Origin of the sequence: Pseudomonas sp. LPB4.O (assembly GCF_038383825.1) — a bacterium.
Classification (GTDB): domain Bacteria; phylum Pseudomonadota; class Gammaproteobacteria; order Pseudomonadales; family Pseudomonadaceae; genus Aquipseudomonas; species Aquipseudomonas putida.
Genome location: NZ_CP151298.1, coordinates 1,367,742 through 1,393,921, shown reverse-complemented (window position 1 = coordinate 1,393,921; position 26,180 = coordinate 1,367,742). Strand labels below are relative to the sequence as shown.

The window sequence follows — 26,180 nt, the reverse complement described above, 5'->3', positions numbered from 1 at the left end:
TCAGGGGTAGTTGCCGTCCCGGTACTCCCCTGCCACCTCGCGCAACACCTCGCACACCCACTGCCCAGGCAGGCTCTGCGGCAAGGCGGCATTGCGGCAGATACCCACCGAGCCGCCCGGCTCGCGCACGCCCAGGTCGAGCTCGACCAGCTCACCACGGCGCAGGTCGAGCAGCACCGCATCGCGCGGCGCTACCCACAACGCGTCGCTGCCCAGCAGATAGCGCCGGCTCAGGGCCAACGACAGGGTTTCCAGGCGCTGCGCCGGCATCTGGATGCCGCATTGCACAAACAGGCTGTCGGCATGCTGGCGGATGGTGGTGCCCGCCGGTGGCAACACCAACGGGTAACGCCCGACCTTGGCGCGCTCGACCGGCGTGGCGGCCAGCAACGGGTGGCCCGGGCGTACCACCAGGCTCATCGACTCGCTGTACAGGTGCTCGAACGAAAGGCCCTGGATCTGCGGGCTGTCGGTCATGCGCCCGACTACCAGTTCCAGCTCACCCAGACGCAGTTGGCCGAGCAGCTGCGCGCTGACCCCGGTGGCCACACTGATGACCAGCGCTTCATGGCGCTGGTGCAGGCGGCACAGCACCTCGGGCATGAGCAGGCCCTCGACCGTCGACAGCACGCCAATACGCACCTGCGACGGCGCCCGCGCTTCGCCGCGCAAGCTGCTGACGCCATCGCGCAGGGCCTGCACGCTGGGCCCGGCATAACGCATGAAACGCGCCCCGGCCGGGGTCAGCTCGACGCCTTGGCGGCTGCGCGCGAACAGGCGCGCTTCCAGCAGGCCTTCGAGTTCCTTGAGGGTCTTGGAAATCGCCGGCTGGCTGATCGACAGGTTATCGGCCGCCCTGGCCAGGCTGCCCTGCCGGGCAATCTCCAGGAAACACAGCAGGTGGCGGTATTTGATGCGGGTGTCGAGGTTCATGGCGGCAAGCTTACCGCATCGCTACCTGCGGCGTATCCGGGTCGCGCTGCTGGCGGCGGAATTGCCCGGGCGGCAGGCCATGGATCTGCCGGAAGCGCCGGGAAAAGTAGGCTTCATCAGCAAAGCCACAGAGCCGCGCCACCTCGCCCACCGGGCGGCTGCCATTGAGCAGGTAGTTGCGCGCGGTGTGCATGCGCCGCTCCAGCACCAGCTCGCTGAAGGTCTTGCCGATTTCCTTGCGCAGCCAGTGGGTCAGGTAGGTGGGCGACAGGTAGGTGGCGGCGGCGACTTTTTGCAGGTTCAGGTCGGGGTCATCGATATGCCGGCGCAGGTATTCACTCATGCGGCCCAGCGCGGCCCGGCGGCTGAGCTGGGCAGCGTTGCTGTCGGCCAGTTCGCGCAGCGGCTCGGCGTACAGGCCGCAGACCTGGCCGATCAGCTGCAGCAACAGGCCCTTGAGCATTTCGCGGGTGCCAAAGCGGCGGTTGGCATCCAGTTCACGCAAGCGATCGAGGATTTGCCGGGCCTCGGCAAAGTCGGCGTCACCCAGGCAAAAGTCGAGATGCTCTTGAAAGCGGAACGGTGACAGCTCCGGCGCCTGCAGGATCGACACTTCTTCCAGGTCCATCGGGTCGCAGGCCAGGTGCGGCAGGAGGAACGTCTGGGAGAAATTGATCACCACGAAGTCGCTGTCCGCCGGATGTGGGATCACGTGCACCCTGTGCGGCAGGATGAAAGCCAGAGTGTTGCGCCTGAACGGGCGCTGCACGCTGCCGATGTGTTGCACCGTGTCGCCGCCTAAATTGACCTGGATCTGAAAATACTCGTGACGGTGCGGCGCGGTCTCGGCGGGGCGCCCGCGCTGGTCGCGGATGTAGAAATCCATCAGCTCGCTGCGCTGCTGCATGACGTAGGTCGGAACCTCGCGCTTGGGGGGCATTGGGTTGGCTCCAGTCTTCAAGGATGGCGCTGTCTGGCCCCTTCACGGGCAAGGCCGCGAGAGACCAGGGGCATGCACTACAGGTTGTACGATGTCTAAAGTCATCAAATTAAACCTGTCTGCAAAAACTCGCGCAACCCTAACCGTCCACAACCCGCTGGGAATGCGACATACAGCTGAAAATACGCGCAAAACCCCACCTTCTGATTTTCTTGGACAGCACAGCCCTACCCCGCCTTCAGCGAAAAAAACGGTCTAAAACCGCCGTTGCATTCAATACGTCGTACGACCACTGTAGGAACGGGACTGCAGCCCAACCTCTACCAACAACAACAAACGAGGTCGACTCATGTCGAGCACGCCTACCCCCCGCGCCGCGTCGTCGTACGCGCTGGACGCGGCCCCTGCCCAGCGCCTGCCCTCCCGCCGCCGCTGGTTCATGCTGTCGCTGCTGCTGGTGGCGACCATCATCAACTACGTCGACCGGGTGAACATTTCCATCGCAGCGCCGTTCATGGCCAAGGACCTGGGCCTGGACAAGGTCGAGATGGGCCTGATCTTCTCCGCCTTCGCCTGGACCTACGCATTGGCACTGGTGCCGGCCGGCTTCATCGCCGACCGTTTCGGCTCGCGCCTGACCTACGGCGTGTCGCTGATCAGCTGGTCGGCAGTCACCGTGGCCCAAGGCCTGGCCAGCGGCTTCGCCTCACTGTTCGGCCTGCGCCTGGCGGTCGGCGCCATGGAGGCCCCGGCTTTCCCGGCCAACAGCCGTGCGGTCACGGTGTGGTTCCCCGCCCGCGAGCGCGGCATGGCCAGCAGCATCTACGTATGTGGCCAGTACCTGGGCACCGCGCTATTCACCGGCGCGCTGCTGTGGCTGGCGACCACCTATGACTGGCGCCACGTGTTCTACAGCACCGGCCTGGTGGGCATCCTGTTCGGCGTCGTGTGGCTGGTGCTATACCGCGACCCGCTGAACTGCAAGAAGGTCAGCAAGGAGGAACTGGCCTACATCGAGAACGGCGGTGGCCTGGTGAAAAGCAGCCAGCAACGTACCCGCTTCGACTGGCGGCAGGTCGCCGAACTGTTCCGCTATCGCCAGGTCTGGGCGATCTGCCTGGGCAAGTTCGCCAGCACCTCGGCACTGTACTTCTTCCTTACCTGGTTCCCCACCTACCTGATCGAAGAACGCCAGCTGACGCTGATCAAGGTCGGCATCTTCGCGGTCATGCCGTTCATTGGTGCCACGGTCGGCATCCTCCTGGCGGGCATCGTCTCCGACCTGCTGATCCGCAAGGGCTACTCGCTGTCGTTTGCCCGCAAGCTGCCGCTGGTGGTGGGCTCGATGCTGGGGATGTCGATCGTGCTGGTGAACTTCACCGATTCCAATGTGCTGTGCATCGCCGTGCTGACCCTGGCGTTCTTCGCCCAGGGCATCGCCTCGTCGTCGTGGGCTGCCGTGTCGGAAGTGGCGCCGAAGGAGCTGATCGGCCTGACCGGCGGCATCACCAGCCTGGCGGCGAACATCGGCGGCATCGTCACACCGATCGTGATCGGCGCCATCGTGCACGCCAGTGGCTCGTTCGCCATGGCGTTCTGGTTCATCGGCGGCGTGGCGTTGATGGGCACGCTGTCTTACTCGCTGCTGCTTGGGAAGCTCTATCGCATCGAGCTGAAAACAACTGCTTGAGATTGCACTGCCTGTGCTGGCGATTGGGCCGGTACAGGTTACTTGGATAATCCAATCCAACCCCGCTTTCGTCCAACTTTGCCGGCCAGCCGCTGGATACGCTGGCCACTCCAGTACGGAGGATTCACCCATGACCTACCTGTTCAACCCGCCGGCCATCGTCAGCCTGCCGATCCGCAGCAGCGATGCGCGCTTCCCCGTCGGCCGGGTGTTCTGCATCGGCCGCAACTACCCGTGGCCGGAATCCTACGGCGCGGCGCCGCTGGAGCCGGTGTTTTTCATGAAGCCGGCGAGCAACGTCGTCGAGGCATCGGGCGAGCTGCCCTTCCCGCCGCAGACCGACGAGTTCTGCCATGAAATCGAGCTGGTCGCGGCCATTGCCAAGGGCGGTGCCGACATTGCCCCGGGACACGCCCTGGAGCACGTGTTCGGCTTCGCCGCCGGCCTGGACCTGACCCGCCGCGATCACCAGCGCAAGGCCAAGGCCGAGGGCCTGCCCTGGGAAGGTGCCAAAGTATTCGAGGCCTCGGCACCGATGACCGCCATCGTCCCCGCCAGCGAATGCGCCTGGCCACTGGATGCGTCGCTGTGGCTGCAAGTCAATGGCGAGGAGCGCCAGCGTGCTCACCTGAGCCAGCAGACCTGGGCATTGGCCGAAGTGATCAGCCGGCTGTCACGCCAGCTGCCGCTGCGCACGGGCGACCTGATCATGACCGGCAGCCCGCCCGGCGTGGCCCCGCTGAACCCCGGGGACACGATACACGCCGGCATCGACGGTATCGGCGAACTGCATCTGCGTGTCGGCCCCCGCCCTGCCGGGCAAACAGCCAACGCAGCCTGAACCTGACGGAGACCCGACATGACCCAGAACAAGAAAATCGCCCTGGTCACCGGTGCCGGTAGCGGCATCGGCCGCGCCGTCGCCCTCGCCCTGCTGGATGACGGCTTCAGCCTGGTGCTCGCCGGGCGCCGCGCCGAACCCCTGCAAGCCGTGGTTGCACAGGCGCTGGCAGCAGGCGGTGAGGCGCTGGCCGTGCCCACCGATGTACGCGACGAGCAGAGCGTCGCGCAGCTGTTCGCCACCATCGAAGAAGTGCACGGCCGGCTCGATGTGATCTTCAACAATGCCGGTATCAACGCGCCCGCCGTGCCGGTGGACGAGCTGCCGCTGGAGAACTGGCGCAACGTCATCGCCACCAACGTCGACGGTGTGTTCCTGTGCGCCCGCGCTGCCTTCGGCCTGATGCGCCGCCAGCAACCGCAAGGTGGGCGAATCATCAACAACGGCTCGATCTCGGCGCACACCCCACGCCCGTTCACTGCACCCTACACGGCCAGCAAGCATGCGGTGCTTGGCCTGACCAAGGCGCTGGCGCTGGATGGCCGGCCGTACAACATCGTGTGTAGCCAGGTGGACATCGGCAACGCCCTGACCGAGTTGTCCGAGCGCATGACCCGGGGGGTACGCCAGGCCAATGGCGAGGTCGCAGCCGAGCCGATGCTGGACGTGCGCCATGTGGCCGATGCGGTGCGCTACATCGCGGCGCTGCCGCTGGACGCCAACGTACTGAACATGACCGTGATGGCCAGCAACATGCCGTTCGTTGGCCGTGGCTGATCCCTGTTTATGATGGAGTGACCGATGAAACCCGAAGTCCTGCAACTGAGCCCTGTCCTGATCCCGCAGATCCGCGAGCGCCTGGAACAGCTGTTCACCGTGCACCGCTACTACGAACAGGCCGACAAGGAGGCCTACGTCAGCCAGCATGCCGGCAATATTCGCGGCGTGATCACCGGCGGCCACACCGGTATCAGCCAGGCGCTGATGGCACGCTTGCCCCACCTTGAAGTGATCGCGGTCAATGGTGTCGGTACCGACGCGGTAGACCTGGCCTATGCTCGCGATCGTGGCATCCAGGTAACGGCAACCATCGGTGCCCTCACCGAGGACGTCGCCGATCTCGCGATTGGCCTGCTGATCGGCTTGTGCCGGGGTATCTGCACCGGTGACCGCTTCGTTCGCGCCGGCCATTGGGCCACCAGTGCCACGCCGCTGGCACCGTTGCCACTGGCCCGGCAGGTGTCGGGCATGCGCGTGGGCATCGTCGGCATGGGGCGCGTCGGCCGCGCAGTCGCCCAACGGGCGGCAGCGTTCGGGTGCCCGATTCGCTACACCGACCTGCAGCCGCTGGACGTGCCTTACGGCTTTGAGGCAGACCTGCTGCAGCTGGCCAAGGACAGTGATGCACTGATCCTGGCGGCGGCGGCCGACAAGGGCGAGGCGCTGATCGATCGCCAAGTGCTGCGGGCGTTAGGTGCAGAGGGATACCTGATCAACATCGCACGCGGCAAGCTGGTGGATGAGCCGGCGTTGATCGCGGCGCTGCAGGCCGGGGAAATCGCTGGCGCGGCGCTGGATGTGTTTGCCGACGAACCCCGCGCGCCCGAGGCATTGTTCGAGCGTGAGGATGTGGTGCTGCAGCCGCATCGAGCCAGCGCCACGGTGCAGACCCGCACGCGCATGGGCGAGATGGTGGTGGCCAGCCTGGTGGATGTATTTGCCGGGCGCACGCCGCAGGGCTTGGTGATCTAGCCGGCTGGTGCCGGCCTCTTCGCGGGCTTGCCCCCGCGAAGCATCCAACACGGTGCATGGCACGGGCTTCGCCCGTGTTCGCGGGACAAGCCCGCGAAGTGGGGGCAGCCAACAAATGGTGATCAGGCCACAGACAGCTCCACGGCCTCCCCCTTCAACCGCACCGGCCACACCCGCAACCTCTGCCCGGCATCCTCCAGGCACTCCCCACTCAGCAGGCTGAAGTGCTGCTTGTAGAGCGGCGCTGCCACCACCAACTCACCTTGCACGCTGCCCACCAGCCCGCGACCGATGATGTTGGCGCCGGAGCGTGGGTCGCGGTTGTCCACCGCATACAGCGGCTGCGCCTGCCCTGGCAGGTAGAACAGCGCCACCTGAGCCCCGTCGAGCCACACCACGACCCCGGAATCGGCCACCAGGTCTTGCGCCTGGCACACCGCCTGCCAGTTCTCACAGGTTTTCACAGCAGCATTGGACAGGTTCATCAGACAGCCTCCTCGACAGTAGGGATCAGGTGCAGCGGCGCCGCTGGCCGGCGTTGTTCGCGTTCACGCACGAAGTGCACGTCCGGGTCAGCGCGGCGATCGTTGACAAAGGTACGGAAGCGCTTGAGCTTCTCGGGGTCGTTGAGGGCGTTGGCCCATTCGCATTCATACTGGTCGACCACATGCTGCATCTGGCTTTCCAGCTCGCTGGCCAGGCCCAGGCTATCGTCGATCACGACCTGCTTCAGGTAGTCCAGGCCGCCTTCCAGGTTCTCGCGCCACACCGAGGTGCGCTGCAACTTGTCGGCCGTACGGATGTAGAACATCAGTACACGGTCGATCAGGCGTACCAGGGTTTCGTCGTCCAGGTCGGTGGCGAACAGCTCGGCATGCCGTGGGCGCATGCCGCCGTTGCCGCACACGTAGAGGTTCCAGCCCTTGTCGGTGGCGATCACGCCGATGTCCTTGCTCTGCGCCTCGGCACACTCGCGGGTGCAGCCAGACACCGCGAACTTGAGCTTGTGCGGGCTGCGCAGGCCCTTGTAGCGGTCTTCCAGGCGCAGGGCCATGGCGACACTGTCCTGCACGCCGTAACGGCACCAGGTGCTGCCCACGCACGATTTCACCGTGCGGGTCGACTTGCCGTAGGCGTGGCCGGTTTCGAAGCCGGCCTCGATCAGCTCGCCCCAGATCAGCGGCAGCTCGTGCAACTGGGCACCGAACAGGTCGATGCGCTGACCGCCGGTGATCTTGGTGTACAGGTCGTACTTCTTGGCCACCTGGCCGATGACGATGAGCTTGTCGGGGGTGATTTCACCACCCGGAATACGCGGCACCACCGAGTAGGTGCCGTTCTTCTGCATGTTGGCCATGAAGGTGTCGTTGGTGTCCTGCAGCGGCACCAGCGCCGGGTCCATGATCGGCTGGTTCCAGCAGGAGGCGAGGATGTTGCCCACCGCCGGCTTGCAGATGTCACAGCCAACGTGGCCCTTACCGTGGCGTGCGAGCAGCTCGCTGTAGGTGCGGATGCCCTCCACCCGCACCAGCCCGTAGAGCTCCTGGCGGGTGTAGGCGAAGTGCTCGCACAGGCTCTTGTCCACCGCTACGCCACGTGCGGTCAGTTCGTGCTCGAACACCTGCTTGAGCAAGGCCGCACAACCGCCGCAGCCGCTGCCGGCCTTGGTGCAGCCCTTGACCGCAGCAAGGTCGCTGCACCCGCTGTCGATGGCGTCGCACACCGCGCCCTTGCTGACGTTGTGGCACGAGCAGATGGTCGCGCTGTCGGGCAGCGCATCGGCGCCCAAGGCTGGTGCACCACCGCCTTGCGGCAGGATCAGCGCTGCCGGGTCGGCTGGCAGGGCGATGCCGTTCTGGGCGTATTGCAGCAGGGTGTCGTAGTAGCTGTTGTCGCCGACCAGCACTGCGCCGAGCACGTGCTTGCCGCTGGCGTCCACCACCAGCCGGCGGTAGGCGCTGTTGGCTTCGTCGATGAAGCGGTAGCTGCGTGAACCGGGGGTGGCGCCATGGGCATCACCAATCGAGCCGACATCCACGCCCAGCAGCTTGAGCTTGGTCGACATGTCGGCACCGGTAAACGCTACCGCCGCTTCCCCCATCAGCAAAGCCGCCAGGTTGCGCGCCATGCTGTAGCCTGGGGCGACCAGGCCGAACACGCTACCGTTCCACGAGGCGCACTCGCCGATGGCAAAGATGCGCGGGTCGCTGCTGCGGCAATGGTTGTCGATCACCACGCCACCACGGGCGGCGATGTCCAGGCCGCAGCCACGGCCCAAGGCATCCTGCGGGCGGATACCGGCGGAGAACACGATCAGGTCGGTTTCCAGATGCTCGCCACCGTCGAAGTTCATGCGGTAGCGGTAGGCTTCACCGGCGCTGATCGACTGGGTGGCGCGCGACAGGTGCACGCCCACACCGAGCGCTTCAATCTGCGCCTTGAGCGCGGCACCGCCCTCGCCGTCCAGCTGAACCGGCATCAGCCGTGGGGCGAACTCCACCACGTGGGCTTCCAGGCCCAACGACTTGAGGGCGTTGGCTGCCTCCAGGCCAAGCAGGCCACCACCGACCACCACGCCACGGCGGGCACCGGCTGCGGCAGCGCGAATGGCATCGAGGTCATCAAGGGTACGGTAGACCAGGCGGGCATTGCCGCTGGAGCCTTCGATCGGCGGCACGAAGGGGTAGGAGCCAGTGGCCAGGACCAGTTGGTCGTAGCCGTAGCGCCCCTCGGCGGTGACTACTTCGCAGCGTTCACGGTCGATTTCCAGCACGGCCTCCCCGAGGTGCAGGTGCACGCCGTTGGCGTTGTAGAAATCGTGCTCGCACAGGGCCAGGGTCTCGGCACAGCTGCCGCCGAAGTATTCGGACAGGTGCACGCGGTCGTAGGCGCGTTGGCGCTCTGCGCCGAACACCCGCACCTCGAAGCGCTGCAGGGCGCCGCGGCTGACCAGTTGTTCGACGCAATGGTGGCCGACCATGCCGTTGCCGACGATGACCAGTCGCTCTCGTTGCCCGCTGCTCGCTGTTGCCTTCATAAGCCGATCCTCGATCAAAAAAAAAGCGCCTGGAGCCGAAGCTCCAGGCGCCTTTGCCTGTATTCATCACGGTGTGCCCCCGGGTTGATCGCCGTTGATCAGTGGGGCTTGTTGTATTGGAGGTAAAGCAGGGACTGTGCCAATTGTTTTACCTGTACCGGCCTCTTCGCAGCACAAGGCTGCTCCTACAGCTATCGCGAGCCCCTGTAGGAGCAGCCTTGTGCTGCGAAGGGGCCCCACAGGCGATCAAAATGCACAACCGGGGTGCACATCAGCCCATCCCGGTGCACTCAGTACACATCCCGCAGATAACGTTTGCCCTTGCTCAAACCTTCCACATAGGCAGCCGCCTGCGCCGCATCCATCCCGCCATGCTCAGCCACAATCGTCCGCAACGCCGCATCCACATCCTTGGCCATGCGCTGCGCATCCCCACACACATAGAAATACGCCCCCGCTTCCAGCCACTGCCACAGCTGCGCGCCCTGCTCCAGCATGCGCTGCTGCACATAGATCTTCTCGGCCTGGTCGCGGGAAAATGCCGTATTCAGACACAAGTGGCCGCTTGCCTGCCAAGCCTGTAGCTGCTCCCGGTAATAGAAGTCGGTAGCGGCGCACTGTTCGCCAAAGAACAGCCAGTTGCCCCCTTTCGCCCCCCGCGCCTCCCGCTCTTCCAGGAACGCCCGGAACGGCGCAATGCCGGTACCGGGGCCGACCATGATCACCGGCACGCTGTCGTCCGCGGGCAACCGGAAGTGCCTGGACGCCTGCGGGAAAATTGCCACCTTCAACGCTTGGGCGCGGTCGGCGAGGAAGGCCGAGCACACGCCCTTGCGCTCGCCATAACGCACGGTGGAAACGGTCAGGTGTACCTGGCCGGGATGCGCTAACGGGCTGGAGCTGATCGAGTACAGACGCGGCTGCAAGGGCTTGAGCAGTTCAAGCCAGCTGGCCAGCGGTAGCTGCTGGGGAAAGGCCCGCAGCACATCGACCAGTTGCCGGCCCCACAGCCAGTCCTGCAGTTCGGCCTTGCACTCGGGCTGCAGCAGACGTTGCAGGTCCGGGGCGCTGCCCGCGAAGGCTTGCAGTTGCTGCGTGGTGACCTTGGCGATTTCCAGGTGAGCGTGCAGGGCTTCGGCCAGTGGCATGGCAGGTTGGCCCTTCAGCTCGACCATGGCCTGGCCATCAAGCTGCATCAGCGCCAGCAGTTCGTCGACCAGCGCTGGGCAATTGCGCGGCCACACGCCCAAGGCATCACCGGCGGCATAGCTGAAGCCGCTACCGCTCAGGTCGAACACCAGTTGCCGTGTTTCCTTGCTGGCACCGGGGCCGTTGAGCAGGTGGTTTTCCAGCAAGGTGGCGGGCCAGGGTTGTTGTTTGCTCCAGCCCGCCATAGGTGCAGGTTCACTCGCCGGTGGTGGCGCAGCGGCCCTGCCCAGCAAGGGCAGCAACGCGTCAAGCCAGCCTGCGAACGCTTCGTCAAAGTCTGGCTCGCAGTCCACCCGTTGCAACAGGCGCCGGCCACCCAGTTCGGTCAGACGCTGGTCGAGCTTGCGGCCAAAGCCGCAGAACTGGTCGTAACTGGAGTCGCCCAAGGCCAGCACTGCATAGGGCAGTTCGGCGCAGCAGGCGCCCTCCTCGCCCTGCAAGGCGTTCCAGAACGCCGCTGCGCTGTCGGGCGCATCGCCATCGCCAAAGGTGCTGGCGATCAATACCACGCTGGCGGCGCCCTGCAGCTGGCTCGGGCTGACCGCCTCCATGCAACTGAGCTGCACATCCAGGCCGGCACCGCGCAGGCGTTCGGCACAGCGCTCGGCCAGCTGCTCGCCGTTGCCGGTCTGCGAGGCCCACAGCACCTGATGCCGTGGCGCCACCAACGCCGCAACGGGCAGTGCCGCAGGCTGGGCGAACAGCCCGGCCAGCAAGCCGTCGATAAACAGCCGGTGGTTGGCCGCCAGTGGCGCACTGGCCGGCAGGCTGGGCACGCCCTCGGCGCGGGCCTGGTTCAGGCCCAGCACGAAACCTTGCAGGTAATGGCGCTCTTCTTCTGCCAGCACCGGGGCTGGCAAGGTGTCCAGGCCAAGCAGACGGGACAGGGTGGCAGTGGGCATGCGGGCTGGCTCCGAAATGGCAGCGTTCAGGTCAAGGGCGTCGATACGCTCGCCTGCGACCCGTTGCAGGGCCACGGCGCAGTGCTTGAAAGCGGGTTGCAGCGACAGCGGGTCGACGGCATCGCAGGTGACGGCATTGATTGCCAGTTGCTCGCCGACCAGGTCGTTCCAGTGGAACGGCGCAAAGCAGTTGCCTGGCATGACCCGGTCGCTGATTCGCGCCGGCAGTACGGCTTGACCGCGCCGTGAGCGGACGGCCACCTGATCCTTTTCAGCGATGCCAAGCCGTACGGCGTCGTCTGGGTGAACCTCGACGAAGGGGCCAGGCTCCAGCTTGTTCAGCGCCGGCACCTTGCCGGTCTTGGTCAGGGTGTGCCACTGATGCTGCACGCGGCCGGTGTTCAGCACCATGGGGTAGTCGTCATCCGGCAACTCCGGTGCCGGCAACCAGGGCCGGGCGAAGAAGCGGGCCTTGCCGCTGGAGGTGGGGAACGCCAGCGCCGGGCAATCGCCCTGGGCATCGTGCAGCAGCGCCTGGCTGCTGCCGTCGTTCATGTAGCGTAATGGGCTGCGATCGCTGCCATGGCCTGGCGCACAAGGCCACTGGCGTGGTTGCTGACGCAGCTCGGCGTAACCGATGCCGCGCAGGTCGTAGCCGGTGGCGGGGTTATGGAAGCGGCGGATTTCTTCATAAACCGCTTCGGCATCGGGGTAGTCGAAGGCTTCGGCGTAGCCCATGGCGCAGGCCACCCGGGCGATGATCAGCCAGTCGGGCAGGCTCTGCCCTGGCGGCTCTACGGCGCGCGGCATCAGGGTGAGGTTGCGTTCGCTGTTGATCATCACGCCCTCGCCTTCGGCCCACAGCGCGGCCGGCAGCAGGATGTCGGCGTAGCGGTTGGTTTCGGTGTCGAGGAAGGCATCCTGGGTAATCACCAATTCGGCCTGGCACAGGCCATCGATCACCTGCTGGCGGTTGGCAACGCTGGCTACCGGGTTGCTGCAGATGATCCAGCACGCTTTTACTTCACCCGCGTTCATCTGCTCGAACAGTGCCACCGTACCCTCGCCGCCTTCACTGCGCAGGCTGCCGGGTGGCAGTTGCCACTGCTGCTCGACAAATGTGCGATCGCCTTCCACCAACGCCGAGCGCTGGCCTGGCAGGCCGAGGCCCATGTAGCCCATCTCACGGCCGCCCATGGCATTGGGCTGACCGGTCAGCGAAAAAGGCCCGCTACCAGGGCGGCAGATGGCGCCCGTGGCCAGGTGCAGGTTGCAGATGGCGTTGCTGTGCCAGGTACCGTGAATGCTCTGGTTCAGGCCCATCGTCCAGCAGCTCATCCAGTCGTTGGCGCTGCCGATCCATTCGGCGGCCTTGATGATGTCGGCCTCGGCCAGCCCGGTGATGGCGGCTACGCGCTCGGGGGTGTAGTCATCGAGGAAGGCTGGCAGTTCGTTCCAGCCTTCGGTGTGGCGGGCGATGAAGTCGGGGTTGGTGTGGCCATTGCGGTGTAGCAGATACAACAAGCCGTTGAGCAAGGCCATGTCACTGCCGGGGCGTACTTGCAGGAACAGGTCGGCCTTGTCGGCGGTGGCACTGCGCCGTGGGTCGACGACGATCAGCTTCGCGCCGGCCTTGATCCGATCGAGCAGGCGCAGGAACAGGATGGGGTGGCAGTCGGCCATGTTGGCGCCGATCACCAGGAACACGTCGGCGTGCTCGAAATCCTGGTAGCTGCCAGGCGGGCCGTCAGCGCCGAGCGACAGCTTGTAGCCGCTGCCGGCGCTGGCCATGCACAGGCGCGAGTTGGACTCGATGTGGCGGGTGCGGATAAAGCCTTTGGCCAGCTTGTTGGCCAGGTACTGAGCCTCCAGCGACATCTGCCCCGACACGTACAGCGCCACGGCGTCGGGGCCGTGCTGGTCGATGATGCCGCGCAAGCGCTTGCCGGTGTCGGCGATGGCCTGGTCCATGCCGGTGCGCGCCGGTTGCTGGTTGCGCTGCTGGCGCACATAGGCGTCTTCCAGGCGGCCGGCGGCGGTCAGCGGCACGTGCGCAGTGAGGCCTTTGGTGCACAGCCGGCCGAAGTTGCTGGGGTGCTGCTTGTCGCCGCTGACCTTGACGACCTTGCCATCGGCAACGCTCATGACGATGCCGCAGCCAACGCCGCAGTAGGGGCAGACGCTGCGTACTTCGCTGTTGGCCATGGGCGGGCTCCTGTGGGAAACGCAAAAAGGCGCCGGCTGCCCTGGCTTGCTGAGCAAGCGGGGGCAACACGGCGCCTTTGTCGTGAAGTTTTGTGGGCTGTCGACGTTGATAGCCCGGGATTGAGGTGGATCAGCAATTAGTGGGCCAGCTGTACCGGCCTCTTCGCGGGTAAACCCGCTCCCACAGGGATTCCACAGGGCCTGAGGGTGGTGATGTGCCTGTGGGAGCGGGCGTGCCCGCGAAGAGGCCTGCCCAGTTCACGCACCATGCGGTGGCAACCTCACGCCCCCTGGCGCTATGCTGGGGCAAATTACAGCATGAGCAACTGCCCTCCCCCTATGTCCCAGGTGATTCTCAAGACCCCCGCCCAACTCGACCTGATGCGCCGCGCAGGCCAACTACTGGCCCAGGTTTTCGCCGACCTCGACGGTTTCATCCGCCCCGGCGTGACCACGATGCAGATCAACGACCGTGCCGAAGCATTCATCGTCGACACGCTCAAGGCCCGGCCGGCGAGCAAAGGCCAGTACGGCTTTCCTTATTCGCTCAATACCTCGGTGGACCATGTGGTGTGCCATGGCATGCCCAATGCCGATGAAGTATTGAAGGAAGGCTCGATCATCAACGTCGACATCACCCTGGAACAAGGCGGCTACATTGCCGACTCGTCGAAGATGTACAGCATCGGGCACATCAGCGATGAAGCCCGACGCCTCGTCGACACCACCTACGACGCGCTGTGGAAGGGCATCGAGCAGGTGCGCCCCGGGGCCACGCTGGGCGATATCGGCCACGCCGTCCAGGCCCATGCCGAGGCGGCGGGCTACAGCGTAGTACGCGAGTATTGCGGCCATGGTATCGGCCAGCAGATGCATGAAGGGCCTGAAGTACTGCACATTGGCCAGCGCGGCATGGGCATGAAGCTGAAGCCGGGGATGGTGTTCACCATCGAGCCGATGATCAACCAGGGTGGGCGCGGTACGCGCACATTGAAGGATGGCTGGACAGTGATTACCCGCGACCACAGCCTGTCGGCGCAGTGGGAGCATACTGTGGCGGTGACCGAGGACGGGTTCGAGGTGCTGACGTTGCGAGAAGAAGAGCGCTGATACAAAAATTGCAGACACAAAAAAAGCGACCCTAAGGTCGCTTTCTTTGTTACTTCCAGGTGTTCAGTGGGCCTGGAAGCGGAATATGGCGCAGCGGACGGGACTCGAACCCGCGACCCCCGGCGTGACAGGCCGGTATTCTAACCGACTGAACTACCGCTGCGCTATACATCGAGTGGTGGGTGATGACGGGATCGAACCGCCGACCCTCTGCTTGTAAGGCAGATGCTCTCCCGGCTGAGCTAATCACCCATGTCTCTCGGTGTGGCGCGCATTCTACGGGCGACTTTGCACTCTGGCAAGCACTTATCGAAGTTTTTTCAAACTTCGTTTAAACACCAAAATTCAGGCACAAAAAAAGCGACCCTAAGGTCGCTTTCTTTGTTACTTCCAGGTGTTCAGTGGGCCTGGAAGTGGAATATGGCGCAGCGGACGGGACTCGAACCCGCGACCCCCGGCGTGACAGGCCGGTATTCTAACCGACTGAACTACCGCTGCGCTATACATCGAGTGGTGGGTGATGACGGGATCGAACCGCCGACCCTCTGCTTGTAAGGCAGATGCTCTCCCGGCTGAGCTAATCACCCTTCGTCTCGGTGTGGCGCGCATTCTACGGACGACCCCGCACCCTGGCAAGCAATTTTTAAACTTTTTTCAAAAAAAACTTCATTCCTTTCAAAGGCCTAGCGTTGCCGGGTGTTTCTTTCACGCATAAGCCACTGCTGGCCCTCTGACAGGGTTGGCCTCAGAGCTCCGCTCGGAGAATAATGCCCGCCTTATGCATTAAGGAGAGTTACCCCTCATGTGGTTCAAGAACCTGCTGACCTACCGCCTGACCCAGGAAGTCCCGTTCGAGCCTGAAGCGCTGGAAGCCGCACTGGCCAGCAAGCCGGCCCGCCCCTGCGCCAGCCAGGAGCTGACCACCTACGGTTTCGTCGCGCCGTTCGGCAAAGGCGAAGACGCTCCCCTGGTGCATGTCAGCGGCGAGTTCCTGCTGATTGCCGCACGCAAGGAAGAACGCATCCTGCCGAGCAGCGTGGTCAACGACGCGGTCAAGGAAAAGGTCGAAGAGATCGAGACCGAGCAGATGCGCAAGGTCTATAAAAAAGAACGCGACCAGATCAAGGACGAGATCATCCAGGCTTTCCTGCCGCGTGCGTTCATCCGCCGCTCGATGATCTTCGCCGCCATCGCCCCGCGCCTGGGTGTGATCCTGGTCAACTCGGCCAGCGCCAAGCGCGCCGAAGACCTGCTGTCGACCCTGCGTGAAGTGATGGGCTCGCTGCCGGTGCGCCCGGCCACGGTGAAGATTGCGCCAACCGCCACCATGACCGACTGGGTCAAGTCGCAGCAAACCGCCGAAGGCTTCTATGTACTGGACGAGTGCGAACTGCGTGACACCGCCGAAGACGGCGGTATCGTACGCTGCAAGCGCCAGGACCTGACCGGCGAGGAAATCCAGCTGCACCTGAGCACTGGCAAGGTGGTAACCCAGCTGGCCCTGGCCTGGCAGGACAAGCTGTCGTTCATTCTGGACGACAAGATGGTGATCAAGCGCCTGAAGTTCGAAGAGCTGCTGCAGGAGCAGGCCGAGCAGGACGGTGGCGATGAGGCTGCGCAGCAGTTCGATGCCAGCTTCCTGCTGATGATGATGACCTTTACCGAGTTCCTGCCGGTGCTGTTCGAGGCGCTGGGTGGGGAGGAGATTCCACAAGGGGTCTGATGTGTCTTGAGATGCCAGTGCAGGCCTGAAGGCCATTTTGCCTGCACCGGCCCTATCGCCGGCAAGCCAGCTCCCACAGGTACACCACGGTTTTCCGAACCTCTGGCGTACCTGTGGGAGCTGGCTTGCCGGCGATAGGGCCCTGGAAATTCACAAAGCTATAAGTAGAAAAGGAATTGCCCCATGCGTGCCCTCGCCGCCTTAAGCCGCTTTGTCGGCAATACCTTCGCCCTGTGGGTGCTGGTGTTTGCCGTGCTGGCCTTTTTGCAACCGCAATGGTTCATCGCCTTGAAGGTCGCCATCGTGCCGCTGCTTGGGCTGGTGATGTTCGGCATGGGCCTTACCCTCAAGCTCGACGACTTCGCCGCCCTCGCCCGCCAGCCCTGGCGGGTGATGCTGGGGGTGGTCGCGCACTTCGTGATCATGCCGGGCATGGCCTGGCTGCTGTGCCAGCTGTTCCACCTGCCGCCGGAAATTGCCGTGGGCGTGATCCTGGTCGGCTGCTGCCCGAGCGGCACCGCCTCGAACGTGATGGTCTGGCTGTCGCGTGGTGACCTGGCGCTGGCCGTGGCGATTGCTGCAGTAACCACGCTGCTGGCACCACTGCTGACCCCGGCGCTGATCTGGTTCCTGGCGTCGGCCTGGTTGCCGGTGTCCTTCATGGACATGTTCTGGTCGATCCTGCAGCTGGTGATGCTGCCGATCGTGCTCGGCGTGCTGGCCCAGCGCTTGCTCGGTGCCCGCGTGCAGGCAGCGGTGCAGGTGCTGCCGCTGGTATCGGTGGTGAGCATCGTGATGATCGTGTGCGCGGTGGTGGCGGCCAGCCAGGCGAAGATCGCCGAATCGGGGCTGTTGATCATGGCGGTGGTGATGCTGCACAACAGCTTTGGCTATTTGCTGGGGTACCTGACCGGCAAGCTGTGCAAGTTGCCGCTGGCCCAACGCAAGTCGCTGGCGCTGGAGGTGGGGATGCAGAACTCCGGGCTGGGGGCGGCGCTGGCGGCGGCGCACTTTTCGCCATTGGCGGCAGTGCCCAGTGCGTTGTTCAGTGTTTGGCACAATATTTCCGGGGCGCTGCTGTCGACCTGGTTCCGGCGGATGGATGAGCCTGCGGTGGAAGCTGAAGAAGTGGAGCCTGCCAGGCATTGAGGGTGCCTGTACGGGCCTCTTCGCGGGCTTGCCCGCGAAAGGGCCAGTACTGGCTTGCCCTGAAACCTTCGGGTGTGCACTATATTGCCCACTGTGAGGACGACCTCACGACGCACCGCGTGACCATTCCGGGGACGGCCCCATCATTTAAACGATGGAGACACACTCATGTCCTGGATCATCCTGTTCTTCGCCGGCCTGTTCGAGGTCGGCTGGGCCGTAGGCCTGAAATACACCGACGGCTTCAGCAAACCGATTCCCACCGTACTCACGGTCGGCGCCATGGTCATCAGCCTGGGCCTGCTGGGCCTGGCCATGAAAGAACTGCCGCTGGGCACCGCCTATGCCATCTGGACGGGTGTTGGCGCAGTCGGCACAGTCATCGCCGGGATCATCCTGTTCGGCGAGTCCATGGCCCTGGTGCGGCTGGTCAGTGTGGCGCTGATCATCTGCGGCCTGGTCGGCCTGAAAGTCAGCGCCAGCTAACCCCCTCCCCTATCGCAGGTCACCGCGCAGGCGGCTGACCTGCTCGCGCAACAGCTCAGGCTGCGCTGCCTCCACCGAGATGGCGGCGCCCGCCACGATGGTTACCCGCGACCACAGGCGCTTGAAGAAGCCCTTGGCCGGGTCGCGGCTGAAGAAGCTGCCCCACAGCCCTTGCAAAGCCAGCGGGATCACCGGCACCGGTGTTTCTTCGAGGATGCGGTTAACGCCGCCCTTGAACACATCGATCTCACCATCGCCAGTCAACTTGCCCTCCGGGAAGATGCACACCAGCTCTCCATCGGCCAGGTACCTGGCAATGCGCGCGAACGCACGCTCGTACGTGGCGGGGTCTTCGTTGCGCCCGGCAATCGGGACGGCGCCTGCAGTGCGGAACACGAAGTTGAGCACTGGCAGGTTGTAGATCTTGTAATACATCACAAAGCGGATCGGCCGGCGGATTGCTCCTCCCAGCAGCAATGCATCAACGAACGACACGTGGTTGCACACCAGCAGCGCCGCGCCTTCGTCGGGGATGCGCTCAAGGTCGCGGTGCTGCACACGGTACATCGAATGGCTGAGCAGCCAGATCAGGAAGCGCATGGTGAATTCGGGCACGATCCTGAAGATGTAGGCGTTGACCGCGATATTTAGCAGCGACACCACCAGGAACAGCTGCGGGATACTCAGCTCGGCAAGCCCCATCAGGATGATGGTAAGCACCGCCGACACCACCATGAACAAGGCATTGAGGATGTTGTTGGCCGCAATCACCCGGGCGCGCTGGTCTTCGGCCGTGCGTGCCTGAATCAGCGCATACAGCGGCACAATGTAGAAGCCACCGAACACGCCAAGGCCCACGATCGACAGCAGGATCCACCAGGCCTGGCCTATACCCAGCAGCGCCAGCCAGTCGTGCGGCGCAGCTGCAGCCGGCACATCGCCGGAGTGCCACCACCACAGCAGGCCGAACAGGGTCAGGCCGAACGAGCCGAACGGCACCAGGCCGATCTCTACCTTGCGCCCGCTAAGCCTCTCGCACAGCAACGACCCCAGGGCGATGCCCACCGAGAACAGCGTCAGCACCAGGGTGACCACCGTGCCATCGCCGTGCAGCCAGTCCTTGGCGTAGGCCGGGATCTGTGTGAGGTAGATGGCACCGACAAACCAGAACCACGAGTTACCCACGATCGAGCGCGATACGGCGGGCGGCTGCCCCAGGCCCATGCGCAGGATCGCCCACGACTGCCTGAAGATGTTCCAGTCCAGCGGCATGCTCGGCGAGGCGGCCGCGGCCCGCGGGATCCAGCGGCTGGCCAGGTAGCCAAGCACCGCAGTGCCGACCACCCCACCAGCCACCACCGTGGCATAGCTGTCGGCCGACATCATGACCCCGGCGCCGATGGTGCCAGCGAGAATGGCGAGGAATGTGCCGGTTTCTACCAGCCCGTTACCGCCGACCAGCTCTTCCTCGCGCAGGGCCTGCGGCAGGATTGAGTACTTCACCGGGCCGAACAGCGCCGAGTGGGTCCCCATGCCGAACAGCGCCACCAGCATCAGCGCCAGGTGGTTGGTGATGAAGCCAAGCGCACCGATTGCCATGATGACGATCTCGGCCAGCTTGATCGCACGGATCAGCGCGTCCTTGGCGAACTTCTCGCCAAACTGCCCGCCCAGCGCCGAAAACAGAAAGAACGGCAGGATGAACAGCAAGGCGCACAGGTTGACCCAGATCGAACGGTCACCGTCGCCCAGGCTGAGCTTGAACAGGATCGCCAGGATCAGCGATTGCTTGAAGAGGTTGTCGTTGAAGGCACCCAGCGACTGGGTGATGAAAAACGGCAGGAAGCGCCGCTTGCCGAGCAATGTGAATTGCGAGGAGTGACTCATCGTCCTTGGTCCTGAAGGCTTTTCAATTGGAGGCGCGCCGGGCACGTCAGGCCACAAATCTGCATGGGAAATGCCTTGGCTGGCAAGCCTACACGCTTTTTTCAGAAGCAGCCGAGGCGCTCCTGCAGGTGCCCTATGTGGCTTATGCTGGTGCTCGGCAAACCAGAACAACAAGGACGTGGTAATGCTCGCCGCCCTGAAACGCTACCCGCACACCGTACGCCTGCTACTGCTGACCACCTTCACCCTCACGGTCGCCCGCGCCCTTACCCTGCCCTACCTGGTGGTGTACCTGGCCGACAACTTCCAGCTGCCGATCAGCCAGATCGGCCTGCTGATAGGTGGCGCGCTGATCATCGCTTCGCTGCTGAGCCTGTATGGCGGCCACCTGGTCGACACCTTGCGCAACCACACGCTGGTCAGCGCCAGCACCCTGCTGTTCGCCCTGGCCTTCGTCGCCGCGGTCGTCAGTGAATCGGCGCTGTTGTTCTTTTTGTGCCTGGTGCTGATCAACCTGGCGCTTGCAGTGGTCGACATCGCCGCCAAGGCAGGCTTCTGTGCCTTGCTGCCAGTGGAAGAGCGGGCCGAGGTGTTCGCCATCAAGTACACCCTCAGCAACGTCGGCTACGCCGCCGGCCCGCTGCTGGGGGTCGCCATGCTGGAACTGGACGACCACATGCCGTTCATCGCCTCGGCCCTGCTTGGCCTGGGCATGTGCCTGGCCTACTGGCGCCTTGGCGACCGTGACCTGCAGGCGAGCGCACCGGACAAGCCTGCGGCCGGCTTCGGCCAGGTGGCGCTGGGGCTGGCGCGTGACCGCCGGCTGGTGTATTTCACCCTGGGCGGGGTGCTGAGCGCGGTGGTGTTCGGCCAGTTCACCGCCTACCTGTCGCAGTACCTGGTGGTAACCAGCAGCCCGACGGAAGCGGCGCGGCTGGTCGGCTACCTGGTCACCACCAACGCGGTGACGGTGATTGCCCTGCAGTACCTGATTGGCCGACGCATCAGTCGTCAGCACCTGATGCCCTGGTTGCTGGCCGGCATGGCCCTGTTCATCGCAGGGCTGCTGGGCTTTTCGTTGGCAGGCTCGGTGCTGGCCTGGTGCCTGGCGATGCTGGTGTTCACCCTGGGCGAGATCATCGTGATCCCTGCCGAATACATGTTCATCGACCTGATCGCCCCGGAGCACTTGCGCGGGGTGTATTACGGCGCGCAGAACCTGTCCAACCTGGGGGCTGCGCTGGGGCCGGTGATGGTAGGGTTTGCCCTGGTGCACCTGTGGCCGGGGGCAATCTTCTACCTGCTGGTGTTGTCGGTGTTGCTGGCGGGGGTGTTTTACGGGTTGGGCACTCAAAAAAATTGATGTTTTGTTTCAGATCAATCGCGAGCAAGCTCTCGCCTACAACCATCGTCTGCGCTGACGAAGCGGCGCCTGCGTGCCAGACTGGTTGATCGGGACCGCGTTATATTTTTTGCTTCGGAGTCTTCATGTCGTTGTCCAGCGGGCTGATCGCCGTGGTCGCCCTGGCCTATATGGCCGTCATGTTCGCCATCGCCTTCTATGGTGACCGCCGCAGCACGCCGTTGCCGCCGAAACTGCGCGCCTGGGTGTACAGCCTGTCGCTGGCCGTTTACTGCACCAGCTGGACCTTCTTCGGCGCCGTCGGCCAGGCCGCCGAACAGCTCTGGGCATTCCTGCCGATCTACCTGGGCCCGGTGCTGCTGATGGTCTTCGCGCCCTGGGTGCTGCAGAAGATGGTGCTGATCAGCAAACAGCAGAACATCACTTCAATCGCCGACTTCATCGCCGCACGCTACGGCAAGTCGCAAACCCTGGCGGTGGTGGTGGCACTGATTTGCCTGGTCGGTGTGCTGCCGTACATCGCCCTGCAGCTCAAGGGCATCGTGCTGGGCGTCAACCTGCTGATCGGGGCCAACGCCGACGCCACCGGCACCCGCGTGCAGGACACCGCGCTGGTGGTGTCACTGGTGCTGGCACTATTCGCCATCGTGTTCGGCACCCGCAGCCTGGACGTGACCGAACACCACCGGGGAATGGTATTGGCGATTGCCTTCGAATCGCTGATCAAGTTGCTGGCCTTCCTGGCCGTGGGCATTTTCGTCGTATTCAACCTGTATGACGGCTTTGACGACCTGTTCAGCCAGGCTCGCCAGTCGATCCACTTGCAGGACTATTGGCAAGAGACCATCAACTGGCCGTCAATGGTGGTGCAAACCGCTGTGGCGATGATGGCGATCATTTGCCTGCCGCGGCAGTTTCACGTCACCGTGGTGGAGAACATCGAGCCCCAGGACATGCGCCTGGCGCGCTGGGTGTTCCCGATGTACCTGGTGCTGGCCGCGCTGTTCGTGGTGCCGATTGCCCTGGCCGGGCAGATGCTGCTGCCGGGCACGGTGATCTCCGACTCGTTCGTCATCAGCCTGCCACTGGCCGAGGCGCACCCAAGCCTGGCCCTGCTGGCATTCATTGGCGGCGCTTCGGCAGCCACCGGCATGGTCATCGTCGAAGCGGTGGCGCTGTCGACCATGGTGTCCAACGACATGCTGCTGCCCTGGCTGCTGCGGCGCAACAACGCCGAGCGGCCGTTCGAGGCGTTCCGCCACTGGATGCTCTCGGTACGCCGGGTAACCATCGTGGTGATCCTGCTGCTGGCCTACGTCAGCTACCGCCTGCTGGGCTCCACCGCCAGCCTGGCGACCATCGGCCAGATCGCCTTCGCCGCCGTCACCCAGCTCACCCCGGCCATGCTCGGCGCGCTGTACTGGAAGCAGGCCAACCGTCGCGGCGTGTTCGCCGGCCTGGCGGCAGGCATCTTCCTGTGGTTCTACACCTTGGTCCTGCCGATTGCCGCGCACAGCCTGGGCTGGTCACTGCAGCTGTTCCCAGGGCTGGCGTGGCTGCATGGCAACCCGCTGGGCCTGCCGATCAGCCCGCTGACCCAAGGGGTGGTGCTGTCGCTGGCAGGCAACTTCACCCTGTTCGCCTGGGTTTCGGTACTGTCGCGCACACGGGTTTCCGAACACTGGCAGGCCGGCCGCTTCATCGGCCAGCAGACCAGCGCCCGCCCCAGCAGCAAACCACTGCTGGCGGTGCAGATCGACGACCTGCTGACCCTGGCCTCGCGTTTTGTCGGTGAGGAACGCGCCCGGCAGAGCTTCATCCGCTTTGCCTACCGCCAGGGCAAGGGCTTCAACCCCAACCAGAATGCCGACGGCGACTGGATCGAACACACCGAACGCCTGCTGGCCGGGGTGCTCGGGACCTCGTCGACCCGCGCCGTGGTCAAGGCCGCCATTGAAGGCCGCGACATGCAGCTGGAAGACGTGGTACGCATTGCCGACGAAGCCAGCGAGGTGCTGCAGTTCAACCGCGCGCTGCTGCAAGGCGCCATCGAGAACATCAACCAGGGCATCAGCGTGGTCGACCAGAACCTGCACCTGGTGGCCTGGAACCGTCGCTACCTGGAGCTGTTCAACTACCCCGACGGGCTGATCAGCGTGGGCCGGCCGATTGCCGACATCATCCGCTACAACGCCGAGCGCGGCCTGTGCGGCCCGGGCGAAGCGCAGGTGCATGTGGCGCGGCGCCTGCACTGGATGCGCCAAGGCCGCGCGCATTCTTCCGAACGGCTGTTCCCCAATGGCCGGGTGATCGAGCTGATCGGCAACCCGATGCCGGGTGGCGGCTTCGTCATGAGCTTCACCGACATCACCCCGTTCCGGGAGGCCGAGCAGGCCCTGCGCGATGCCAACGAAGGCCTGGAACAACGGGTGGCCGAGCGCACCCACGAACTGTCGCAACTGAACCAGGCGTTGTCCGAAGCCAAGAGCCAGGCCGAGGCGGTGAGCAAGTCCAAGACCCGCTTCCTGGCTGCGGTCAGCCACGACCTGATGCAACCCCTGAACGCCGCCCGGCTGTTCTCCGCCGCCCTGTCGCAGCAGGCGGAGGGCATGAACGAAGAGGCCCAGCAGTTGGTGCAGCACATGGACAGCTCGCTGCGCTCGGCCGAAGAACTGATCAGCGACCTGCTGGACATCTCGCGCCTGGAAAACGGCAAGATCACCCCAGACGCCAAGCCCTTCGCCCTCAACGAACTGTTCGACACGCTGGGTGCCGAGTTCAAGGTGCTGGCGGCCGAGAAAAACCTGGAGTTCCGCCTGCGTGGCAGCCGCCTGCGGGTGGACAGCGACATGAAGCTGTTGCGCCGGGTACTGCAGAACTTCCTCACCAATGCCCTGCGCTACGGCAAGAGCCCGATCCTGCTGGGCGCGCGCCGCCAGGGCGAGCGCCTGTGGCTGGAGGTGTGGGACCGTGGCCCGGGCATCGCCGACGACAAGCTGCAAGTGATCTTCCAGGAGTTCAAACGCCTGGACAGTCACCAGACACGCGCCGAGAAAGGCCTGGGCCTGGGCCTGGCAATTGCCGACGGCCTGTGCCGGGTGCTGGGGCACCCGCTGGAAGTGCGGTCGTGGCCGGGCAAGGGCACGGTGTTCCGCGTCAGCGTGCCGATTGCCCGCCAGGCCGCCCCGGCACCAAGCGCCCCCGCTGAACAACAGGGCGGCCAGCCGCTGGCCGGGCTGCAAGTGCTGTGCGTGGACAACGAAGACAGCATCCTGATTGGCATGAACAGCCTGCTCAGCCGCTGGGGCTGCCAGGTATGGACCGCGCGCAACCAGGCGGAATGCGAAGCCCTGCTGGCCAAGGGCATGCGCCCGCATCTGGCACTGGTCGACTACCACCTGGATGACGGCGAGACCGGCACCGGGCTGATGGGCTGGCTACGTGCGCGCCTGGGCGAACCGGTGCCAGGCGTGGTGATCAGCGCCGACGGCAGCAAGGAAACCATCGCCATGGTGCATGCGGCAGGCCTGGATTACCTGGCCAAACCGGTCAAGCCGGCAGCCTTGCGCGCCATGCTCAATCGCCATCTGAGCCAGGTTCAGTAACTGTGGTGTCCGGCACCTCATCGGACAGCGCCCGTTCCAGCAAGTCTGCCGGCAGGCTCTTGCTGGCGCGGGCGCCCAGCAGCTTCAGCTGTTCGCTGCGGCTGACCAGGTTGCCGCGCCCTTCGCACAGCTTGTTACGGGCAGCGGCATAAGCCTTGTCCACCTGTTGCAGGCGGCTGCCCAGCTCGTCCAGGTCCTGGATGAACAACACGAACTTGTCGTAAAGCCAGCCGGCGCGCTCGGCAATTTCCCGGGCGTTCTGGCCCTGGCGCTCCTGTTTCCACAGGCTGTCGATCACCCGCAAGGTAGCCAGCAAGGTGGTAGGGCTGACGATCACGATATGCCGGTCGAAGGCTTCCTGGAACAGATTCGGCTCAGCCTGCAGGGCTGCCGAGAAGGCCGCTTCGATGGGCACGAACAGCAGCACGAAATCCAGGCTGTGCAGGCCTTCGAGGCGGCTGTAGTCCTTGCTCGACAAGCCTTTGACGTGGCTGCGCAGTGACTGCACGTGCTGTTTGAGCGCGGCCTCGTCGTTGTTGGCGACAAACTGCTGGTACGCCGTAAGGCTGACCTTGGCGTCCACCACCACCTGTTTGTCGCCGGGCAGCATGATCAGCACATCGGGCTGGAAACGCTCGCCGTCAGCGCTCTTGAGGCTGACCTGGGTCTGGTATTCGCGGCCTTTTTCCAGGCCAGCATGTTCCAACACCCGCTCGAGGATCAGTTCGCCCCAGTTGCCCTGGGTTTTCTGGCCTTTGAGGGCCTGGGTCAGGTTGGTGGCTTCGTCGGACAGGCGCAGGTTGAGCTGTTGCAGGCGCTCAAGCTCTTTGCCCAGGGAAAAGCGTTCGCGGGCTTCCTGCTGATAGCTTTCTTCGACGCGTTTTTCGAAGGACTGGATACGCTCCTTGAGCGGGTCGAGCAACTGGCCCAAGTGCTGCTGGCTGGTCTGGGCGAAGCGTTGCTCGCGCTCGTCGAAGATCTTGGTGGCCATGTCGGCGAACTGGGCGCGCAGGGTGTCGCGGGCTTCCTGCAGGTCTTCCAGGCGCTGCTGATGGCTTTCTTGCTGTTCGCGCAGTTCAGCCTCCAGGCGCGCACCCTGAGACTCCAGACGACGCAGCTCGGCTTCACGGTTGGCGCGCTCCAGGCTCCAGGCGTGGGCAGCGTCACGGGCGTTGTCGCGGTCGATCTGCAGCAGTTCAAGTTCACGGCCCTGGGCGGCCAGTTGGGCCTGCTTGACGGTGTTGGCTTCGCTGAGGTCGCTGACTTCGTCGCGGCTGGCCTCAAGCTGCGCCTGCAGGCCGGCCTGGGCCAGCAGGGCTGCGTTGAGGCGCTCTTCGAGCAAGGCCTG

17 protein-coding genes and 4 tRNA genes are annotated in these 26,180 nt (G+C 64.5%); 10 read left to right on the top strand and 11 right to left on the bottom strand.

Features of this window, described 5'->3' with window-relative positions:
- Together pcaQ and MRBLPB4O_RS06315 are read right to left on the bottom strand one after the other, a co-directional pair.
- Positions 1 to 933 (bottom strand): pca operon transcription factor PcaQ, encoded by a 933-nt coding sequence (pcaQ, locus tag MRBLPB4O_RS06320; RefSeq protein ID WP_341797822.1) that lies wholly within the window; start codon positions 931 to 933, stop codon positions 1 to 3.
- 10 nt (positions 934 to 943) lie between these two features.
- Positions 944 to 1,873: a helix-turn-helix domain-containing protein gene (locus MRBLPB4O_RS06315; RefSeq protein WP_110745600.1), complete on the bottom strand. Its 930-nt coding sequence runs from the start codon at positions 1,871 to 1,873 to the stop codon at positions 944 to 946.
- Between the two features lie 349 nt (positions 1,874 to 2,222).
- Between MRBLPB4O_RS06315 and MRBLPB4O_RS06310 the strand changes: the two genes are divergently transcribed.
- From MRBLPB4O_RS06310 to MRBLPB4O_RS06295, 4 genes are all read left to right on the top strand, one after another.
- Complete coding sequence (locus MRBLPB4O_RS06310; RefSeq protein ID WP_110745601.1) at positions 2,223 to 3,563, top strand: MFS transporter; 1,341 nt, start codon at positions 2,223 to 2,225, stop codon at positions 3,561 to 3,563.
- Positions 3,564 to 3,693: 130 nt separating this feature from the next.
- The gene (locus tag MRBLPB4O_RS06305) at positions 3,694 to 4,404 is read left to right on the top strand and encodes a fumarylacetoacetate hydrolase family protein (protein ID WP_341797821.1); all 711 of its coding nucleotides are present in this window, start codon (positions 3,694 to 3,696) and stop codon (positions 4,402 to 4,404) included.
- A gap of 18 nt (positions 4,405 to 4,422) precedes the next feature.
- Positions 4,423 to 5,181, top strand: coding sequence for an SDR family oxidoreductase (locus tag MRBLPB4O_RS06300; protein WP_132844474.1), 759 nt, complete (start codon positions 4,423 to 4,425; stop codon positions 5,179 to 5,181).
- A gap of 24 nt (positions 5,182 to 5,205) precedes the next feature.
- A complete protein-coding gene (locus tag MRBLPB4O_RS06295; RefSeq protein ID WP_341797820.1) occupies positions 5,206 to 6,156 on the top strand; it encodes a 2-hydroxyacid dehydrogenase in 951 nt (316 codons plus the stop codon).
- Positions 6,157 to 6,278: 122 nt separating this feature from the next.
- Here the strand turns inward: MRBLPB4O_RS06295 and nirD are convergent, their stop codons facing one another.
- The 3 genes from nirD to MRBLPB4O_RS06280 form a co-directional block, all read right to left on the bottom strand.
- Positions 6,279 to 6,641 carry a nitrite reductase small subunit NirD gene (gene nirD / locus MRBLPB4O_RS06290; protein ID WP_132844468.1) on the bottom strand — a complete coding sequence of 121 codons (363 nt, stop codon included), beginning with the start codon at positions 6,639 to 6,641 and terminating at the stop codon, positions 6,279 to 6,281.
- Complete coding sequence (gene nirB / locus MRBLPB4O_RS06285; protein ID WP_341797819.1) at positions 6,641 to 9,193, bottom strand: nitrite reductase large subunit NirB; 2,553 nt, start codon at positions 9,191 to 9,193, stop codon at positions 6,641 to 6,643. The genes nirD and nirB overlap by 1 nt, the downstream gene beginning before the upstream one ends.
- Before the next feature lie 290 nt (positions 9,194 to 9,483).
- Complete coding sequence (locus MRBLPB4O_RS06280) at positions 9,484 to 13,509, bottom strand: bifunctional nitrate reductase/sulfite reductase flavoprotein subunit alpha (protein WP_341797818.1); 4,026 nt, start codon at positions 13,507 to 13,509, stop codon at positions 9,484 to 9,486.
- A 318-nt stretch (positions 13,510 to 13,827) separates the two neighbouring features.
- Here MRBLPB4O_RS06280 and map point away from each other — a divergent pair, with 318 nt between their 5' ends.
- Complete coding sequence (gene map, locus MRBLPB4O_RS06275; RefSeq protein WP_196304835.1) at positions 13,828 to 14,619, top strand: type I methionyl aminopeptidase; 792 nt, start codon at positions 13,828 to 13,830, stop codon at positions 14,617 to 14,619.
- An 86-nt stretch (positions 14,620 to 14,705) separates the two neighbouring features.
- On the opposite strand, the gene MRBLPB4O_RS06270 is transcribed toward map, so the two are convergent.
- The 4 genes from MRBLPB4O_RS06270 to MRBLPB4O_RS06255 all read right to left on the bottom strand — a co-directional run bounded on the left by MRBLPB4O_RS06270 (position 14,706) and on the right by MRBLPB4O_RS06255 (position 15,206).
- Positions 14,706 to 14,782, bottom strand: a tRNA-Asp gene (locus tag MRBLPB4O_RS06270).
- Between the two features lie 13 nt (positions 14,783 to 14,795).
- A tRNA-Val gene (locus MRBLPB4O_RS06265) sits at positions 14,796 to 14,871 on the bottom strand.
- A gap of 169 nt (positions 14,872 to 15,040) precedes the next feature.
- A tRNA-Asp gene (locus MRBLPB4O_RS06260) sits at positions 15,041 to 15,117 on the bottom strand.
- 13 nt (positions 15,118 to 15,130) lie between these two features.
- A tRNA-Val gene (locus MRBLPB4O_RS06255) sits at positions 15,131 to 15,206 on the bottom strand.
- A 215-nt stretch (positions 15,207 to 15,421) separates the two neighbouring features.
- On the opposite strand from MRBLPB4O_RS06255, the gene rdgC reads away from it, so the two are divergent.
- The 3 genes from rdgC to sugE all read left to right on the top strand — a co-directional run bounded on the left by rdgC (position 15,422) and on the right by sugE (position 17,977).
- On the top strand, positions 15,422 to 16,342 hold the full coding sequence (gene rdgC / locus MRBLPB4O_RS06250) for a recombination-associated protein RdgC (protein WP_016501075.1): 921 nt from the start codon (positions 15,422 to 15,424) through the stop codon (positions 16,340 to 16,342).
- Positions 16,343 to 16,525: 183 nt separating this feature from the next.
- Positions 16,526 to 17,491: a bile acid:sodium symporter family protein gene (locus MRBLPB4O_RS06245; RefSeq protein WP_043202841.1), complete on the top strand. Its 966-nt coding sequence runs from the start codon at positions 16,526 to 16,528 to the stop codon at positions 17,489 to 17,491.
- 168 nt (positions 17,492 to 17,659) lie between these two features.
- Complete coding sequence (gene sugE, locus MRBLPB4O_RS06240) at positions 17,660 to 17,977, top strand: quaternary ammonium compound efflux SMR transporter SugE (RefSeq protein WP_016501077.1); 318 nt, start codon at positions 17,660 to 17,662, stop codon at positions 17,975 to 17,977.
- A 9-nt stretch (positions 17,978 to 17,986) separates the two neighbouring features.
- On the opposite strand, the gene MRBLPB4O_RS06235 is transcribed toward sugE, so the two are convergent.
- On the bottom strand, positions 17,987 to 19,864 hold the full coding sequence (locus MRBLPB4O_RS06235; protein WP_341797817.1) for a 1-acyl-sn-glycerol-3-phosphate acyltransferase: 1,878 nt from the start codon (positions 19,862 to 19,864) through the stop codon (positions 17,987 to 17,989).
- 184 nt (positions 19,865 to 20,048) lie between these two features.
- Between MRBLPB4O_RS06235 and MRBLPB4O_RS06230 the strand changes: the two genes are divergently transcribed.
- The gene (locus MRBLPB4O_RS06230; RefSeq protein ID WP_341797816.1) at positions 20,049 to 21,227 is read left to right on the top strand and encodes an MFS transporter; all 1,179 of its coding nucleotides are present in this window, start codon (positions 20,049 to 20,051) and stop codon (positions 21,225 to 21,227) included.
- 125 nt (positions 21,228 to 21,352) lie between these two features.
- Positions 21,353 to 24,832 (top strand): NahK/ErcS family hybrid sensor histidine kinase/response regulator, encoded by a 3,480-nt coding sequence (locus MRBLPB4O_RS06225; protein WP_341797815.1) that lies wholly within the window; start codon positions 21,353 to 21,355, stop codon positions 24,830 to 24,832.
- Here MRBLPB4O_RS06225 and rmuC read toward each other — a convergent pair.
- Positions 24,804 to 26,174, bottom strand: a complete 1,371-nt coding sequence (gene rmuC / locus MRBLPB4O_RS06220) for a DNA recombination protein RmuC (protein WP_341798860.1) — start codon at positions 26,172 to 26,174, stop codon at positions 24,804 to 24,806. The genes MRBLPB4O_RS06225 and rmuC overlap by 29 nt on opposite strands.
- Positions 26,175 to 26,180: the final 6 nt, after the last annotated feature.

Bases quoted from the DNA above. Each gene is read 5' to 3' on its own strand.
- pcaQ (WP_341797822.1), bottom strand. From the start codon at position 933: ATGAACCTCGACACCCGCATCAAATACCGCCACCTGCTGTGTTTCCTG.
- MRBLPB4O_RS06315 (WP_110745600.1), bottom strand. From the start codon at position 1,873: ATGCCCCCCAAGCGCGAGGTTCCGACCTACGTCATGCAGCAGCGCAGC.
- MRBLPB4O_RS06310 (WP_110745601.1), top strand. From the start codon at position 2,223: ATGTCGAGCACGCCTACCCCCCGCGCCGCGTCGTCGTACGCGCTGGAC.
- MRBLPB4O_RS06305 (WP_341797821.1), top strand. From the start codon at position 3,694: ATGACCTACCTGTTCAACCCGCCGGCCATCGTCAGCCTGCCGATCCGC.
- MRBLPB4O_RS06300 (WP_132844474.1), top strand. From the start codon at position 4,423: ATGACCCAGAACAAGAAAATCGCCCTGGTCACCGGTGCCGGTAGCGGC.
- MRBLPB4O_RS06295 (WP_341797820.1), top strand. From the start codon at position 5,206: ATGAAACCCGAAGTCCTGCAACTGAGCCCTGTCCTGATCCCGCAGATC.
- nirD (WP_132844468.1), bottom strand. From the start codon at position 6,641: ATGAACCTGTCCAATGCTGCTGTGAAAACCTGTGAGAACTGGCAGGCG.
- nirB (WP_341797819.1), bottom strand. From the start codon at position 9,193: ATGAAGGCAACAGCGAGCAGCGGGCAACGAGAGCGACTGGTCATCGTC.
- MRBLPB4O_RS06280 (WP_341797818.1), bottom strand. From the start codon at position 13,509: ATGGCCAACAGCGAAGTACGCAGCGTCTGCCCCTACTGCGGCGTTGGC.
- map (WP_196304835.1), top strand. From the start codon at position 13,828: ATGAGCAACTGCCCTCCCCCTATGTCCCAGGTGATTCTCAAGACCCCC.
- rdgC (WP_016501075.1), top strand. From the start codon at position 15,422: ATGTGGTTCAAGAACCTGCTGACCTACCGCCTGACCCAGGAAGTCCCG.
- MRBLPB4O_RS06245 (WP_043202841.1), top strand. From the start codon at position 16,526: ATGCGTGCCCTCGCCGCCTTAAGCCGCTTTGTCGGCAATACCTTCGCC.
- sugE (WP_016501077.1), top strand. From the start codon at position 17,660: ATGTCCTGGATCATCCTGTTCTTCGCCGGCCTGTTCGAGGTCGGCTGG.
- MRBLPB4O_RS06235 (WP_341797817.1), bottom strand. From the start codon at position 19,864: ATGAGTCACTCCTCGCAATTCACATTGCTCGGCAAGCGGCGCTTCCTG.
- MRBLPB4O_RS06230 (WP_341797816.1), top strand. From the start codon at position 20,049: ATGCTCGCCGCCCTGAAACGCTACCCGCACACCGTACGCCTGCTACTG.
- MRBLPB4O_RS06225 (WP_341797815.1), top strand. From the start codon at position 21,353: ATGTCGTTGTCCAGCGGGCTGATCGCCGTGGTCGCCCTGGCCTATATG.